An 18,103-nucleotide genomic window follows, 5' to 3' on the forward strand; every position below is an offset into this window, starting at 1 on the left:
CTCCTTATTATTTTTTATAACGACTGTATGTAAGCTCATCAACATTGCAATCAGCTTCTACTTCTATTCTTAAAGCCTGCTCTTCTTTAGTGTATTGTTTAGCAGCATAAGGTCCTTTAGGACAAGCTCTAACACATTTTAAACAGCCTTTACAATATTGATAATCAATACCCATCATATTCATAGCAGTTTTGCTAGAATCTTTTCTGTCTGGTCCTTTTTCCCAAACTATACAAAGGTCCGGACAAACAACTTCACAGTTAGCACAGTCAATACAGTTTTTAGGGTTGAATACTGGAATATGACCTGTACGAGTAACTTGTAAGTCTTTTAAAGTAGAGTTACCAGCAGCATTAATATAACCGCCTGTTAATTGGTTGTTTTTACCATAAACAGGTTCTGGTTTTTTATAAGGTATATAAGGATATTTACCATCTGCAGGGAAATCTTTAACTACAGATTCGCTTCCGCCTTTTCTGAAAGCTTCGATATTAGGTTCTACTAATTCAGCTTTTCTTCCGCCGAATTGTTTTCTGATTTGCTCTTCAAATTTAGCAGAATCTATAAAATCAAGCTGATTAACCATAGCACCCATTATAATAGTATTAGCTGCCTGTGAAGGAAGTTTTAAATCATTAGCGATTTTAATAGCATCAACACAAACTACTTTACCTCCATGAAGTTTAGCAAAGTCTCTTGCTTCATCAGGAGTTTTATTAGTATTAAAAATAACTATAGCATCTTCTTTAACACCAGCTAATGTAAGAGGGTTTTTAAGAAGATTCATGTGGAACACTGCCACAACATGTGGTTCTTCTACAGTAGAGTTCACTCTAACTTCATCTTCTGAGAATCTTACAAAAGATTTAACAGGCGAACCTTTTTTTTCTGAACCATAACTAGAGAATGCAGCACCATAGAATCCTTGTGATAAAACACCTACTTCTGCAAGCATTTTACCTGCACTATTAGCACCCATTCCGCCTATACTTTCGAGACGAATCTCGAAAAAGCCTAAATCATTGACTTTTGGGAGTTTCACGATTTTTTTCTCCTTTATTTAATTAAAATGAGATTTTTAGAATAAACATTAAAAGTATACTAACTTTATAAAATTAATATACTATCAATGTTTATATATTGTACTATAAATAAGATAAAAGTCAAATTAATTATCATTATTTTAATATATCATGTATATATTTTATTTAAAAAATATATACATGATATTCGTGCGTATATATTTATTTTATTAAGAAAAATGTATGATATGATTAATATAATATTTGACATGTGATGCTTTAATTACTATACTATAAGCAGTATAATAATTAGTTGATTTAATCAATATATATAAAAATTGTCCTATTTTAAGATGCTATTAAAATTAATTTTATTATAAATTTATAAATAATTTTTGGGGTATATTTATGAAAAAGAAATTTAATAGTTTAAATGTTCAAATACCAATCGTAGTTAATACCTTTATAGCGGTTCTTTTAATTGTGTCTATATCCACTTTGGTGCAAATGTCAAAAAAGGCAATAGATAAAGCCTCTTATGATGGATTTGCAACTACCATAAAGGGGTATGCAACTTTTTTTGACTCTTTAGTTGAAAATCAATTAATATTATCAGATACATATTCTTCATTCACATTTGTAATAAATTATATGCAAAATAGAGATGCTGAAGGCGAAGCCAATATGCTTACTGTATTAAGATTAATGTCTGCTAAAAATCCGTATGTAAAAAGTTTAGCATTAGTGGAAAAAGACGGCATCATACTAAATAATTCAAGCGGAGATAATACGGATGTAGGAAAAAATGCAAGTCAGATATATCCAGACCTTTGGAAAAAATATGATTCTGTAAAAAAGCCTACATTATCAGATTCTATATATAAGACAGCTGACGGAAAATGGATTACTGCTATAATTTCACCAATAAATTCAAGAACTGATAATACATATTTAGGAGCATTGCTAGTAGTATTAGATTGGCAGAAAGTTATAGATGAAGTATCTTCAACTGCCGGAGAAGTTCTTACTCATTGGATAAGATTATGGGTATTTAATAAAGACACTTTGCTTGTAATGCATAATGTGCCAAGCGAGGTTGGTAAACTTGCTCCTGTAGAAGTAAAAACAATAGTTAATAATACCGAAGGAAAATTAGAATTCCAAAATGACGGTATGACTAAGGTATGTTTATATACAAGCATCAAAAATCAGCCTTGGCATGTAGCTTTTTCTATGCCTTTAAGTTTTATTGAACAGCAAAGCAGCAAGATATTAACTATTGGTATTATAATAGGCATTATAGGAATAATATTGAGTTCTATTATCGGATTCTTATACATAAAGAATCTTATTAGTCCTTTGAAGCTGCTTGTAGAAGAAGCTAAAGAAATGTCAAAAGGACAATTTATACTCAGACAATTTAAATTCAAAAGAAATGAGATAGGTGATATAGCATACTCATTTAAAGATATGAGAGATGCTTTATCAAAAATAATTAATGAAGTTAATGAAACTTCAGAAAAAATAAATAATGCAGCTTTAAGTCTTACACATGGAAGCGATGATTTATCAGCTAGAACAGAAGCTCAAGCATCTAGTTTGGAGGAAACTGCTTCCGCTATAGAGGAAATGGCTTCTACAATAAAATCTTCCGCTTCGCATTCGGTGGAAGGAAATGATATGATGATAGCTTCTAAAAAGGCTGTAGAAAACGGAGCAGGTGTAATTTCTGAAACTACTAAAAGTATAGAAGAAGTTTATGAATCAAGCGAAAAAATAAAAAGCATTACTAAAACAATAGAAGATATTGCTTTTCAAACAAACATACTTGCTTTAAATGCTTCTGTAGAGGCAGCAAGAGCCGGAGATCAGGGAAAAGGTTTTGCGGTTGTAGCCTCTGAGGTAAGAAATTTGGCTCAAAATTCACAGTCATCTGCTAAAGACATAACATCGCTTATAGAAAACATTTATGAAAAAATTAATAAATCAGCTGAAACTGCAAGAGAATCACAATCTATATTCAATGATATACAGTCTAAAATAGACGGCACAGCAAAAATAATGCAGGAGATAAGTACAACAGCAGTAGAACAGCAGACAGGTGTAGATCAGGTTAATATTGCTGTTTCAAAAATAGACGGAATAACTCAGCAAAATGCTGCTTTAGTTGATGAAACAGCAACATACGCAAAAGAATTATTAGAACAGTCAGAAAACTTAAAAAATATTATGACTTTCTTTAAAATGAATTAACATTTATTTTATTAGCAGCTATGAAATTTATTTACAAAATAATCTTTACTTTTTGTATAATTTAAATTATCATAGCTGATAATTTTATTTTAGGATTATTTATGAAAAACTATATCAAAATAGTAATAACTTCTATTATATTCTTACTATTACCTTATTTACTAAATGCTCAAGAAAAATATACAAATGCAATAATGCCGCCCCTTCCAAATGCATTCGATATGTTTATTGGAAGAGAAGGAAATAATGAACTTCCGCAATATATAAAACCTGATTATTTTAGAGATGATTACAAAAGAAAACTTCCAAATCTTAATGATACAAATTTAAGTTTCTTTCAAAAATATCCTATAGAATTTCATTTAACTACTACTTTTTCTTATGCTGTTCATACTAATACTTTTAATTTGAGAGATACTTTTGCTACTATTGGTCAGACATTTCATAATGACTATATACAATTTACAGGATTTATAACAGCATTCGGATATTTCGACACTCATAATCCAGATATACAATATCCATACATAAAAGGAAATGCAGGTCTTTATGATGGAGGAGTACAGGCTATATTTATTGATAGAATACTAGTGTCAGCTAGAGGAAGGGCAACTTTTGATATTAACACTACTACTTTTATGCTTATGCCTCATTATTATGATACTACATTAAATCCGGCAAATATTGATACGCCTGATTATTATATACCTCAAGTATTAAATGGTCCTGGCATCAGAGTTGGATTTATAGGAAATCATTATGAGATAGCTTATTCTCAAGGAGATTTCAGACATAGTATACCTAAGGCTTTTTTATTCAGATTTAATATACCTAATATTGAGTTTAGATTCTTATACGAACATGAAAATAGAATAGAGCCTCAAAATTATCATATAAGTTTATTTGAATCATTGGTTCAGGCTTCTGCAACTTTTAGATTCCCGCTTATGAATGAAACTATTTGGCTTAATGCTATTGCTGAATATACTTGGAGGGAAAATGATGCCCATTATGTTCGTTTGGAGCAGGGTTTTGAATGGTATATGTTAAATATTGCTTTGAGAGAAATGGTTCATATAAAAGATAAAAATGCTAAGTTATATTTAGAATATGCTATATTTGGTAAATTTAAAGCAGGTCCTGCTGAATTTAATGTTGGTTTCCAAGGTTCTACAGACGGAAGATACTACATTGCAGGAAATGTAAAATTTTAATAGCTTGTAGTATTTTACTTATAATATATAATAATACTCTGACAATTTAAGGAGGGTTAATATGAAAAGAATAATATATACAATATTAACTTTATCTATATTATCAATATATGCTTATGGAGGTTCTGTAGCTTTAAGCGAAGTACCTAATGAAGCTATAGCATTTGCTGATAAATATTTCTCTGATTATTATTTGTATAGGGCTACTGAATTGGGAGGTTCTTATACTTTGATATTCAAGGGCGGGCTTAAAATATTTGTTAATTCTTATGGCGAATGGAGAAGTGTAAGCGGCGGCGGAGAAGAAATATCTATAGCCTATATAGAAGATAAAGTTAAAAATTCAATCAAAAAAGAATTTCCTGATGAAAAAGTTGTGAATATACAAAAAAATAGAAAAGACTACAATATAGAATTCAAAAGCAGAAGAAAAATAGTTGTAGATTTTGAAGGAAATATAACGAAAAAATGGCGGGATTAATTTTGTAGTAAACAGATAAAAGTACAAGCATCAATTATAATGTTTGTACTTTTTTACTATTATATAACTTTGATATTGAAAATTGGAGATAATGGGGCTCGAACCCACGACCCTCACAATGCCATTGTGATGCTCTCCCAAACTGAGCTATATCCCCTCAATTAATATTCAAATATTCTAAATTATTTTTAATGAAAAGTCAATCAGCATTATATTAGTCTTTTTAAATAATAAAAACATACTATTATTTAACTCAAAGTAAAAAAACAATAAATTTAAAAAAATCCTGGGTGGGCAGCTAAAGTAACAGATTAAAGCAGAAAGGAAAAATAATACAGAAATTACAAAATAATACTAAAAATTTTTAGGGTGGGCAGATGTAATTAAATTTTAAAACTTTTATTACATACCCCGCCCTTTATATTTTCTGATTTAATTTGCAATTATCATTTTATTAATGTTTGAAATTTTTATCTGCAATTTAAAAAACCCGCCCAAGTGTTAATGAAATTCATAATTTATTTAACGCACGGTAAACAAAATTTAAAATATAGTAAAATTTGAAATAATAATAAAACTATATTTATAGTTTCATTCTGCGTGCGTAAAGCGAACCATAAAATTTATTAGATTAAATTAAGAACTAAATATTGTTTATATTTTTGCATTTAGCTATATAATATATTTAAAATATGATAGGGTGAAAATATGTCTGATAATACAAATAACTTAAATAATAAAAATAATACCATATTCATATTATATATTGTTGTATGTTCAATATTTTTAATAGCATTGATTATAATATATTTTTTATTTTCTTATTCAATAAAAAAGTCTATGGATTATAGTATTGGAAAGTTTGAAACAAATTCACAAATACAATTAAGCAATTATTATGAGTTCCTTAAATAAACGGTTACAAATGAAAGTTTTGAAAATAAAGAGTTTATAAAAAATACATTAGAAGAGGCATTCAAACCTAATATCGATTTACTTAGAGAAACCCTAAAAGACAGTAAAGATTTTTCAATAAATACAGTAACTTTCTGGCTCGCATTTTTATCTTTAATAATGATAATATTCACAATTTTAGGCATATACGCCAATAATAAAATAATGGAAAGCAATCAAAAGCAGTCTGAACTTATTATAAAAGAAACAGAATTAGAATCAAATAAAACCTTAGAAGAATTAAATAAAAAAGCCCAAGAAATAGAATTAACATTAAATAAAATAGAAGAACAAACCAAACAATCAAAAATAAATGCGGATAGAGCTAAAGTAAGCGAATTATTTGCAAGAGCATTAAATGAACAAATGAATAAAAATTATGGTGAAGCCATAAAACTTTATACTGAAGCATTAGAAATAGAGCCAATTAATATAATGTCATTAAACAATAGAGGACTTTTATATTTTGATAAATATAAAGAAACTAAGGATGAAAAATATTTTAATGAAGCATTAGAAGATTATAATAAAGTTTTAAGTATTGACAACTATAATATTAATGTGTTAAATAACATAGGAATTTTATATTCAGATAAATATGAAGAAACTAAAGACGAAGAATATTTTAAGAAAGCATTAAAAAATTATAATAAAGTATTAAGTATTGATAATAAAGATATTAGTGCTTTAAATAATATAGTTGCATTATATTCTAAAAAATATATGGAAACTGAAAACGAAGAATATTTTTATAAAGCATTAGAAGATTATAATAAAGTTTTAAGTATTGATAATTATGACATTACTACTTTGCATAATAGAGTTAATTTATATTCAAATAAATTCATAAAAACTAAAGACAAAGAATATTTTAAGAAAGCACTAGATGATTATGATAAAGTATTAAGTATTAATAAAAATTATTATCCTATATATTGCAATATACCATTCCTATATTTAAATGATTATGAAATAAATAAAAATAAAGAAAGTTTAATAGAAGCAGAAAAATATTTGAATGAAGGTTTAAAATTGTATCCTAATGATTTAGAATTGATAAATAATTATGGTATGTTATTGTATTTCAAATATAAAGAAAATAAAAAAACTGTTGATTTAAATAATTCTGAAAAGTATTTGAAAAAAGCTATAGATGACAGCCGAATAAAAGAAAATATAGGAGAAACATACTACTATTTACATCTTGTATACAATGAATATGCCCAACTTGACGAAAATATAAGCGGGTGCTCAAAAGAAGAATGCAAAAATAAAAGTTATAAGTATCTTCAAAATTCAAAAGATTTAGGATATAAGCATTTTATGGAGAAATAAAAATTTTATATTTTTACAACCTGTATTATTAAATACGAACTTCAAAATTTGGACATATAAATGCAGTCTTTTTGGTTCTTTTGGTCACAAAAAGAACTGGGGGTGTGGGGGCAAAGCCTCCACAAACAATAAAATTAAAAAGCAAATTTTGACAAACTTAAAAATCTTTAGTACATAGTAAAATGTCTGCATTTTAGCAAAAATTGTTTTTTTAGTTATTGTCTGATAACAAATTTGACATAATAAAAAAAATTAATTATACTATATAAAAATACTATTTATGAGGTGATATATGGAGAATAATATCAGTAATGAAGAACAAATAAGAAATAAGTTTGAAAGAATATTCCAATATGAAAATAATAAGAATGCATTTCTTGATTATTTTTACGGAAAGTCGAACAGTTGTCCCACTTTAAGAAATTATTACGGTGTTGATGCAGAAGAAATTTTTAAGTTTTATTTCGATGAAAATACTAAAGAAGAAGATAAAAAAGCTTTGTCAAGATACGCTGAAACTGTAATAAAAGATATATACAAGGGCGAAAATCCTTATATAATTTTAAGATTATGCACTGGTGAAGATTTAGAAAAAGCATTAATAGAAAGTTATAATAATACAGCTGAAAGGGCTATATATGATACAATATATTCTAAAGTGCGTTTAATAAATAATGAAGCATCTAAATATATAAAAATACAAGTCAATAATTTTAATAAGTTTTTAGAATTAGAAGCCTGTATGCCTAAAAAGTTTAATCAATACTTAGAAAAAGTAAAAAATGACAATAAAGCATTATTGAATAAAGAGCCTCATTTATTATTAACTATTTTGGTATACCTAATAAATAGAGACGATGATAAAAGCCTTATTAAACAATTATTAAATTATATAGATTATCTAAAAATAAATGATGAAGAAACTATATCATTACTTTTTAGTATAGCTGATAAAGATGAAGAAGTTTATAAAAGATTAATGAATATTTTAAATAAAGATAATAACATCATTTATTTTCTTGTGAATATATACAAAGATATGACAAGAACTATAAAACTATATAAAAGATTATTTAAAGGATATTCAGAGGATAAAGGGTATTATTACTATACACAAAAACTTATACCTGAATATTTAGAACTATGCAGTTTTCCTAAAGAATGTATTTTGTTAAACACAATCGTTAACAACAACACGCTTTTTATTTCATATTTAACAGTAGAAGTAAAAAAATTATATGATGAAGACAAAGAAGCTTTTTATAAACTTTATGAGATAATAGAAAAATCAAAATTAGAACAATTATATCTTGATTATGCTATGCTTTCATCAATTATGCTTGCAGCAAATGATAACAAATATAATATTGATACTAATGCTATTGTAGAAACTCTCAAAACAATGTGCGTAGAGTTATTAAAAATAATGGGACCTATTAAAAGTTTCGATGAAATAACTTCTAAAAGCTTTAAATATGTAAAAGAAAACCCTTATAGTAATCACAGTCATTATTTATCAGCTATAATGTCGCTTGATGGTATCAATGATGAAGCATCAGAAATTACTACTAAATTATTAAAGCATTACGGAATATACGGCAAAATTTCTATTTATGTTTCTATTCAGGAAATATTCTATAATAGAGGTATTTTAGAAGCTAAAGAAAAATTAGTTAATGATAAAAAAGTGCCATTAAAAGATATTTATTTATCATTATTAGATTCAAAAAATAATATTATTACACTTATAAAAAACAATATAGAAGAAACAAAATCTATTATGGAAGAAAAATCATTTATCACTTCTATAACAGCAAATATTAGCGGTACTATATTATTTATTAATTGTATTTTCAGTGATGAATTAAAAGAACTTATTGATAATAAATTTGATTTTGTTTTCAAAGTTCTAGACACAGCAAAATCAAAAGAAATAAAAAAGCATTGTGTATCGGTAATAAATAATAATGAAAGTATTGTAAGAAGCGAAGTAGAAAAATTGGCAAATGAGGGAAAAGAGGCTTCAAGAACAGTTTATAAAGAGATAATTAAATATTGGGATTTACAAAAGTTTGACGATGATTTTCAATTTAAAAGTGTTGACGAAATAAACGAATATTTAAATAAATACTATAATGAAGGACATGAAACTCTAATAAAAGATATAGACGAAAATATACTCTCTAATATTTTACTAAAAGATAAAAAAACTAAAGCTCCTTTAAATATAGTTAAGTATGTGTTTATGGAATATATTGCTTTAAAAGAGCCTTCAATATTAAAAGACTGCAACAAGATAGCAGAGTTTTTTGATATTGATTCACTTAGAAATGCACTTGATAATATATATTCAAATTGGCTTGATAATAAGGCAGATACAAAATTAAAAAATATACTTATTCCATATTGTCTTTTTCAAACTGAAGATAAACTTTTAAAGTTAAAGGCTCAGATTGAAGAATGGGCATTAAACTCAAGAGGAGCATTAGCAGCACATGCAGTATATGCTATAGCATTAAAAGCAAGCAAATTTGCATTGGTTTTAGTTGATACTATGTCTGTAAAAGTTAAAAATAATCAGGTAAAAAATGCTGCTAAAGATGCATTAAAAAAGACTTCCAAAGCATTAGAGATTTCAGAAGATGAGCTTATAGATAAAATAATACCAGATTTGGATTTTGATAAAAAAGGTACAAGAGAACTCCATTACGGTGGAGAAACCGACAGAGTATTTAAACTTCAAATAAAAAATGATTTCACTATAGAAGTAACAGATTCAAATGATAAAGTTTTAAAATCGCTTCCTGCACCAAACAGTAAAGATGATAAAGAAAAAGCAGATGCAGCTAAAAAAGAATTAACTTTGATAAAGAAAAATATTAAAATGATAAGTTCTAATCAAATAACAAGATTAAATAAAGTTTTATTAAACGCCCGTAAATGGTCTTATAAAACTTTTAATGAGCTTTTTGTTGATAACCCTATAATGAATATATTTGCTTTAAAACTTATATGGAGTGTTTATGATGAGAAAAATAATTTAATAGAAAGTTTTAGATATATGGAAGATGGTTCTTTCAATACTTATGATGAAGAGGAATATATATTTGAAGACAGTCTTAAAAACAAAAAGAATATTACTTTAGTTCACCCTATAGAATTAGACGATGAAAAATTATCAAAATGGAAAACTCAATTAAGCGACTACGAAATATCACAGCCTATTAATCAGCTTGATTTATTATTTGAAGAAGTTAAAGAAGAGTCTATAAAAAATAATAAAATTATATCATTTGAAGATAGAGAAATAACAGCAGGCGAGATTATGTCAATGGCAAATAAAATGTCATTTGAAAGAAGCAGAGATATTGAAGACGGCGGAAGCTATACTTATTATGAATTAAAAGACTCTATATTAAATATTGCATGCCGTATAGATTTTGAATATATGTGGTTTGGAATAGAGGCGGGAGAAAAAGTAACATTTAAAAATATTGCTTTCCACAGACTAGATGAAAACGGAAACTGTAATGAAGAAGAATATATAAATCCTTTAGAAATTAATAAGAGATTTACCTCGTCAATATATGGAACAGTAAAATCTTATTTTATGAAGTAAAAACTTTTATAACAAACATATATTTTTATTATGATATATATGCAGATATTATAATTTCTTAATTAATAATATATTATTTAACATAAAAATATTAGTTTACATGAAATGAAGTGTAGTGGTTCTTAGTATGTGATAAAAAAATAAATCTGCATTTGAATGCTGTGGTAAAAATAAGATGTTAAAAACAAAATATAGCCTTATTTTTAACTAATTATACTTATTTAGGTATATATGAAATTATAATATATTTTACTAGTCTTTTTGCAGATTTTTCGGTAAAAAAAGTTGATATAAAAAATATTTTAATTAAAATAAGAGCATGAATTTTTATAATTAAAAAATAGTATGAGGTATAGATGTATAAAGATTATAAATTTAAAGTAGATGAATTATTAAAAGAAGGCAAAGTCAAATTAGTAGAAGTTACGAAATCAGATGATGGAAAATCTTTTGAAGATAAAGAAATCAATTTGAATGAGCATGATACAGATGGATATAAATTTTTAAAATTAATGCTCAAAGATTTAATAATAAGATATAGAATAGAAAAATAAATTTACATAAATTAAATATTTTTATTTAATGAAAAATAAGGAAGAATTATGAATAATATTAATAAAGAAGAAGCTAAACAAAAAATAGAACAATTAACAGAAACTATTAATTATCATAATAAACTTTATTATACAGATGATAACCCTGAAATAGAAGATTATGAATACGATAAACTTTTCAGAGAATTAGAAAATCTTGAAAGGGAGTTTCCAGAATTAAAAAAAGATGACAGCCCTACAAATAAAGTTGGAGGCACTATATTAGAAAAGTTTGAAAAATTTGAACACCCGATTGCAATGTATTCTCTTTCTAATGTTATGAATGAAGAGGAGTTTTTGGACTTTGATAACAGAATGCAAAGAGAACTTGATGCTAGTAATATTAAATATACTGTAGAAAATAAATTTGACGGACTTGCCTTAGAGCTTATATATGAAAAAGGAAAACTCACAGTTGCAAGCACAAGAGGAGACGGACAAGTTGGTGAGAATGTTACTAATAATGTTAAGATGATGAGTAATGTTCCTAAAAGCATAAAAGAGAAAAATAAACTCATTGTAAGAGGTGAAGCATTAATAACAAAAAAAGATTTTGAAGTCTTAAATAAAGAAAGAGAAGAGCTTGAGGAGATACCTTTTGCTAATGCAAGAAATGCTGCTTCTGGAGGATTAAGACAATTAGACAGTGCAGAAAGTAAAAAAAGAAGATTAAAGTTCTTTGCATATCAAATAGCTAATTATAAAGATTTTGATTTAACTAATGAATATAAATCAATGGAGTTTTTGTCAGATTTAGGCTTTACAGTGGAAGGTGTTCATCCAAATATTGATGCTAAAAAAGTATTAGAAACTTACTATGATATACAAGAAAAAAGAAGCAAAATGGATTATGAGATTGATGGGCTTGTAATAAAAGTTGATGATGTAAAGTATCAGGAGAAGTTGGGATTTTTATCGCGTGCTCCAAGATTTGCTGTAGCTTTTAAATTCAAGCCTGAAGAGAAAGAAACTTTATTAAAAAATATAGAAGTACAAGTAGGAAGAACAGGGGCATTAACGCCTGTTGCTAAATTAGAGCCTGTTCAAGTTGGAGGCGTTACCGTTTCTAATGTTACACTTCATAACCCTAATGAAATAAAATCAAAAGACATAAGAATAGGAGACAGTGTTGTTGTGATACGCTCCGGCGATGTTATACCTAAGATTACAAGAGTAGTATTAGAAAAGCGTCCCAAAGACAGCAAGCCTTTCGAGTTTCCTAAAAAATGCCCCGTATGCGGAGGTGATACTGCTGTAACTGACGGCGATGTAATAGTGAGATGTATTAATGAAGAGTGTCCAAGTAAGATAACTAGATATATAGAATATTTCGTTTCAAAGCCTGCTATGAATATGGAGCGAATAGGTAAAGAATGGATTGCTGTATTTACAAAAAGCGGACTTGTTAAAACTCCGGCAGACCTTTATAAAATAACAAGAGATGATTTATTTAAGTTTGAAAGAATGGGCGAAAAATTAGCAAGCTACATGCTTGAATCTATTGAAAACAGCAAAAACACTACATTAAAAAGATTTATATATGCCTTGGGTATTCGTCAGGTTGGAGAAACTACTGCGGACTTACTAGCTAAATATTTCACTTCTATAGACAATTTCAAAAAAGCTACTATTGAAGACTTACAAAATATTGAAGGCATAGGAGAAATCAGTGCTAAAAGTATTTATGATTTTCTTCATAATAATGAAAAAACATTAAAGTTAATAGACGATTTACTTGAAGCAGGAGTTAATCCGGTATTTGAAAAAGTAAAAACAGTAGAATCTCCTCTCACTGGCAAGAATGTTGTAATAACAGGCTCAATAGAAGGTTTTACAAGGACTTCAGCAAAAGAGGCAGCAGAGAGATTGGGAGCAACTGTTCAGTCTGCAGTATCAAAAAACACTGACATTTTAATAGTAGGTGAGAAAGCTGGAAGCAAACTTAAAAAAGCTCAGGATTTAGGCTTAGAGATAATGGAAGCTGATGAGTTTACAAAGCTTGCTAATAGATAAAATATTAAATAAAAAATAATAAATGGATAAATAAAGGCTGTAATATTACAGCCTTTATTTTTTATTTTTTATAAAAATATATTATTTATTATTGATATTTATATTTTTTATATTATAATAAAACAAGGTGAAATATGGAAGAAAATATAATTAATAATACACAATTTGATTTAATAAACAGCGAAGAAGAAAGAAAATATTTGGCTGAAAATTTAAATAATTTTAGTATTCTAAATTTAAATAATTTATCAGATAAAGATAATTATATTGTTAAAGGAGCTTCAGAATTATTAAAAGTTACCATATTGTCAAGTCAGTCATCTAAATTATTTAAATCAAAATGTATTTTAATTGATAGTGAAAAAACAAATAATTATATATATGACAATGTATTTGAATATCTCATCTTAAAAATGAATGAAAAATTAGAGTGCATAATTAATAAACTTAAAACAGATAAAATATTAATACAAACTGAAAAAGAAAAAAAACAGAAGGTTAGAGATATAATAAGTATGGTATGTCGATTAAAATCAGCAATAAACTCAAGCAGAATAAATGATGATTTTGAATTAAAAGAATTAAATACATTAAAAGAACAAGCTCAAGATTTTAATAATTATTATATCAAAAAATATGAAAATATTTTTGAACAATTTCCTAATGAAATATATTTTTATTTTCCTCTTTGTTATTTTTATTATTTTCCTCCTATAAGGTTGATACAACATATAAGAAGAATAAAACTTTTTGAGAAGTTATTTAAAGAGTTTTATTTAATCAATAATCTATATGAACTTTCATTAGAAACTTTAATTTATATTAATATAGCTTTATGTAATTATTATATAAAGACTTCAAACTTTAAAGAAGCAGACAGTATTATCAATGAAATGTTTGATTCTAATAGTTTATTTAATAATAATGTAAAAAAAGTAAAAGATATGCAGAAAATAAAATCAGAGCCTAGTCGTTTTGTAGGGAGTAGGTTGGAGTTTACATACGGAGCAGCATATTTTGACTTTCATAGAGAACAGGCTGAAATTTGGTTTAAAGTGGATGCATATTTAAAAAATAATTTCTGCTCTTATATAGAATTATTGAAAGACCTTAAAACTCTAATGAGCGAAGAAATATATATTTTAGAGATAAATGATATTAAATATTTGATATTCAAAAATAATTTATATATAAATGATATTGGAATTTAAACTAACTAGGAGGTATTTTTATGATTATTAATCCTTTAAGATCGCCTATTGAACTGGCTGTATTCAAGTTAAATGTGAAAAGAAAAATAATTAGGGATAAAATATTCTTAAAAAAATTATCAGCTAAATTTTCTAAAATGACAGACAAACAAAATCAAAATAAAATCTTCAAATATCAAAAAAACAAATATAAAATAGAAGAATGCATTGCTGAAGTAAAAAAAGAGATTGTTAGAAGAGAAGAGCAGTTGAATCTATTGAATGCAGTACAGTTCGTAACTTGGTTTTAAATTTATTAAATCTCTTTTATATGATTTTTACATCATCATTAGATTATATTTATGATATCATTAAACTCACGGTGAACTTTATTCTTATACATAATAAAATTAGAATTATCAATTAAGCTGTATTAAAAAATCTGTTCTGCGTGCGTAGAGGAAAGTGCAAATTTAAATATTAAAATCTATTTTAAGTCCCGCCCTCTAAATTTTTTAACATTATCTGTTATTTATAGTTTTTTTCTTCTTTATTTACATTAACTGTCATTGAAGCACCCCCCAAGCGTTTTTTAAATTTATAATACTTTTCAACGCACGGTAAACTTTGCTCTTATATATAATAAAATTAAAATTATTAATCAATCAGTATTAAAAAATACACTCTGCGTGCGTATATGATTGCTTTTAAGTTTTGTATATATTGAATTTTTATCAGTTTTTTAGATTATAAAAATTGATAAAATATTTTTATTTTATTTTCTTAATAAAAAATATTAATACTAAATTATATGTTTTTTAATAATATATAAATATAGTGTGCTATTATATCCTTAATTTAACTTAAATTAAGGATTTTTGTTATAATATTAAAATTTAAATATAAAAAACATAGATGAAACAAAATAAAAAAACATTCCTATTATCATATTTAGTATTTATATCAGCAGTAATTCTATTTATTGTAATTTTTTCTATTTTAGGAAATATGGAGAGAGTAGGGTATTTATCAAATTTTAATCATATATTAGAAAATAAATATTATTTCACATTAAAATTTAACAGCAAAATTTTTAAGAATAATAAAATATATAGAGTATACCCAAATACAAATAAAATGCCTGATAATGTTACAAATATAAGATGGAGCGGAAGTTATTATGGTAATTTAGTTCTTGATGATTCAAGCATACAATTAAAAGAAAACGATAAAATAGAAAATGTTAAATATAAACTTAAAATACAAAAGAATGTATTTTTATTTTTATTATTTATAATATTAGTTTTTCCTGCAATTTATTTTTATGTTATACCTAATATATATTATCATTATAAATCATATATTTTCTTTTTTGTGCTGAATTCTTTTTTGTATTTAATAACTTCGAATTTAATAATGCCTTTATTTTCCATGATGAAGCTTGATTTTAATATATATGATTTTTTATATACTTATATATTTGTAATGACAGCTTATAATTTACTTTCGTATTATCCATTTAATTTAGACAATATAAAAAATATTAGAATAACACTTACAGCTTTATTTTCTGTTATATCAATATTTTCATTTTTTGTTATAGAGTCAATAAGTTTAACTGTACTTAATATGGTTATATTATTTTCAGATATGCCTAATCTTTATTCATCGCTTATTACAGTTCTTCCTATACATTTAAAAATTATAACTATCATTGTGAGTATAATATATTTTTCTTCTTTGTTAGTTTTTGCAATATTATTCATTTTTAATATATATAAAATGTTTATGGATAAAAGTAAAATATCATCTGCAGTGATGACAGCTTTTATAATATTTACTGTATTTTATTTATTTTTAAAGCCTAAGAATATAGATATATGGAGCATAGACTTTGTAAGAAATGCTAAAAGAAATGGAATTATAAATACACTTAATTACAGGATAAATTATGATAGATTAAATGAAATAAAGCCAAGTTCAGAATTAGTATCGGACTCTATAAAATTATTAAAAGAATATGAATCTAAAAGAGATATTTCAAAACTTTATTTGCAATCTACAAAAAATATTTTTGATAATATAAATAAATTAGATGATAGTATGCGTTCTATATTGATTGAAGCATCTAGTAAAAATAGTAACTTTATATACAATAATGAAAATATAGATTATAGATATATAGAACATCTAAAAAACAATTATTATGATGTATATACTAATTTTGAAATATTAATTACAAATGATTTGTCAAAAATAGAAGAATTAAAAAAATCTTTAAAAAGAGATGTATATTTAATATTCTTAGAATCTTTTTATGATTACTCACATTTTAAAAAATTATTTGATAAAGATCCTTTCCCTAAAGAGTACAGAAAATGGGCAGACTCATCAATAAAAATAGCACCTAATGTTAATAACGGAAGTTTTTATGCAAGACTTTCCGGACTTACAGGCTCAAGTCCTATTTATCCTAAAACACAATCGGAAAAAATAGAAAATACTTTGCCGGATCTCCTTACAAAAAACGGATATAATACAATAGCTTTGGAAGAGGCATTGAATACTTATAATTTAAAAACTTTTTATCCTTCAATAGGTTTTAAATCTCAGGTGTTTGGATTGGGTACTACAAATATTAATACATATTTAAGTACAAATATTGATAATTTAGGAACTCCTGTATTTGCTGCGGGCTTTACTATTTTAGGGCATACTGATTCGCATTTGTCTAATGATTTGAACTTCGCTGAAAATAATAAAAACTTTTTGGATAATTTTGAGGGTAATGATAAACTTCATATAATAGAAACTATTGATAATTCTGCAATGACCGCAATAAATATTATAGAAATAAGAGACACAATTTTAAAACATTCACCTAATGCAATTATAATATTTAAGCATGATCATCTTTATCCTTATTTGAAAGCTATAATCGAACGTTCTAGTATAGATGAGAATATAAAAACTAATTTTTTGAATGATTATAAGCCTTCTCCGATACTCATTTGGGACGGTACTAACGGAGCATACAAAGCACCTGAAAATTTCACTCCTGAAAATATACCATTATTGATAGCGGTTAATTTGAATATAGATTATACTAATAGTGTGATATCTCTTTTGTACAAAGAGGAAATTGATGATACTATAAGCACTTATAATAGATTTTATTATACAACGAATAATTCTATTATAGATAATAGTGAAGTTTCAAATATGACAATATTTAAATATGAAAATTCTCAAAGAATATTATCGCAGGATATTTTTCAGGGAAAGAAACATTATTATAATTTGATAAAAGAATTAACTAATAATTAAAATTATTTTTATTAATTACCAAATCCCACTCTGATATTTATTTTATTTTTATTATTGCTAAGCAATAAACTCACTTATAATTAGCTGACAACTAAAGTTATC

General features: G+C 25.8%; 12 protein-coding genes and 1 tRNA gene. 11 read left to right on the forward strand and 2 right to left on the reverse strand.

Going from position 1 to position 18,103, the window contains the following annotated elements; all coding sequences use genetic code 11:
* Positions 1–7: 7 nt before the first annotated feature.
* Positions 8–1,042, reverse strand: a complete 1,035-nt coding sequence (locus tag BHAMNSH16_RS08425; RefSeq protein WP_008729828.1) for a 2-oxoacid:acceptor oxidoreductase family protein — start codon at positions 1,040–1,042, stop codon at positions 8–10.
* Positions 1,043–1,430: 388 nt separating this feature from the next.
* Between BHAMNSH16_RS08425 and BHAMNSH16_RS08430 the strand changes: the two genes are divergently transcribed.
* From BHAMNSH16_RS08430 to BHAMNSH16_RS08440, 3 genes are all read left to right on the forward strand, one after another.
* Positions 1,431–3,275, forward strand: coding sequence for a methyl-accepting chemotaxis protein (locus tag BHAMNSH16_RS08430; RefSeq protein ID WP_039954669.1), 1,845 nt, complete (start codon positions 1,431–1,433; stop codon positions 3,273–3,275).
* Positions 3,276–3,376: 101 nt separating this feature from the next.
* Positions 3,377–4,489, forward strand: coding sequence for a hypothetical protein (locus tag BHAMNSH16_RS08435; protein ID WP_008729823.1), 1,113 nt, complete (start codon positions 3,377–3,379; stop codon positions 4,487–4,489).
* Positions 4,490–4,550: 61 nt separating this feature from the next.
* Complete coding sequence (locus tag BHAMNSH16_RS08440; RefSeq protein ID WP_008729820.1) at positions 4,551–4,970, forward strand: PepSY-like domain-containing protein; 420 nt, start codon at positions 4,551–4,553, stop codon at positions 4,968–4,970.
* Positions 4,971–5,053: 83 nt separating this feature from the next.
* Here the strand turns inward: BHAMNSH16_RS08440 and BHAMNSH16_RS08445 are convergent.
* Positions 5,054–5,127: transfer RNA gene (locus BHAMNSH16_RS08445), tRNA-Ala, on the reverse strand.
* A 551-nt stretch (positions 5,128–5,678) separates the two neighbouring features.
* On the opposite strand from BHAMNSH16_RS08445, the gene BHAMNSH16_RS14580 reads away from it, so the two are divergent.
* From BHAMNSH16_RS14580 to BHAMNSH16_RS08480, 8 genes are all read left to right on the forward strand, one after another.
* Positions 5,679–5,885 (forward strand): hypothetical protein, encoded by a 207-nt coding sequence (locus BHAMNSH16_RS14580; protein WP_241033587.1) that lies wholly within the window; start codon positions 5,679–5,681, stop codon positions 5,883–5,885.
* A gap of 159 nt (positions 5,886–6,044) precedes the next feature.
* Positions 6,045–7,259 (forward strand): tetratricopeptide repeat protein, encoded by a 1,215-nt coding sequence (locus tag BHAMNSH16_RS08450; RefSeq protein ID WP_241033588.1) that lies wholly within the window; start codon positions 6,045–6,047, stop codon positions 7,257–7,259.
* 292 nt (positions 7,260–7,551) lie between these two features.
* On the forward strand, positions 7,552–10,878 hold the full coding sequence (locus tag BHAMNSH16_RS08455; RefSeq protein ID WP_069732284.1) for a DUF4132 domain-containing protein: 3,327 nt from the start codon (positions 7,552–7,554) through the stop codon (positions 10,876–10,878).
* Positions 10,879–11,234: 356 nt separating this feature from the next.
* On the forward strand, positions 11,235–11,432 hold the full coding sequence (locus BHAMNSH16_RS08460) for a hypothetical protein (RefSeq protein ID WP_069732285.1): 198 nt from the start codon (positions 11,235–11,237) through the stop codon (positions 11,430–11,432).
* 57 nt (positions 11,433–11,489) lie between these two features.
* Entirely contained in the window at positions 11,490–13,484 is a 1,995-nt protein-coding gene (ligA, locus tag BHAMNSH16_RS08465) for an NAD-dependent DNA ligase LigA (protein ID WP_039954522.1), read from the forward strand.
* 134 nt (positions 13,485–13,618) lie between these two features.
* Positions 13,619–14,695 carry a hypothetical protein gene (locus tag BHAMNSH16_RS08470; protein ID WP_008728937.1) on the forward strand — a complete coding sequence of 359 codons (1,077 nt, stop codon included), beginning with the start codon at positions 13,619–13,621 and terminating at the stop codon, positions 14,693–14,695.
* Positions 14,696–14,769: 74 nt separating this feature from the next.
* The gene (locus BHAMNSH16_RS08475) at positions 14,770–14,985 is read left to right on the forward strand and encodes a hypothetical protein (protein WP_241033589.1); all 216 of its coding nucleotides are present in this window, start codon (positions 14,770–14,772) and stop codon (positions 14,983–14,985) included.
* A gap of 604 nt (positions 14,986–15,589) precedes the next feature.
* Complete coding sequence (locus BHAMNSH16_RS08480; protein WP_069732286.1) at positions 15,590–18,001, forward strand: alkaline phosphatase family protein; 2,412 nt, start codon at positions 15,590–15,592, stop codon at positions 17,999–18,001.
* Positions 18,002–18,103 lie beyond the last annotated feature (102 nt).

Origin of the sequence: Brachyspira hampsonii, assembly GCF_002214805.1 — a bacterium.
In the GTDB taxonomy this organism is placed as follows: Bacteria; Spirochaetota; Brachyspiria; order Brachyspirales; family Brachyspiraceae; genus Brachyspira; species Brachyspira hampsonii.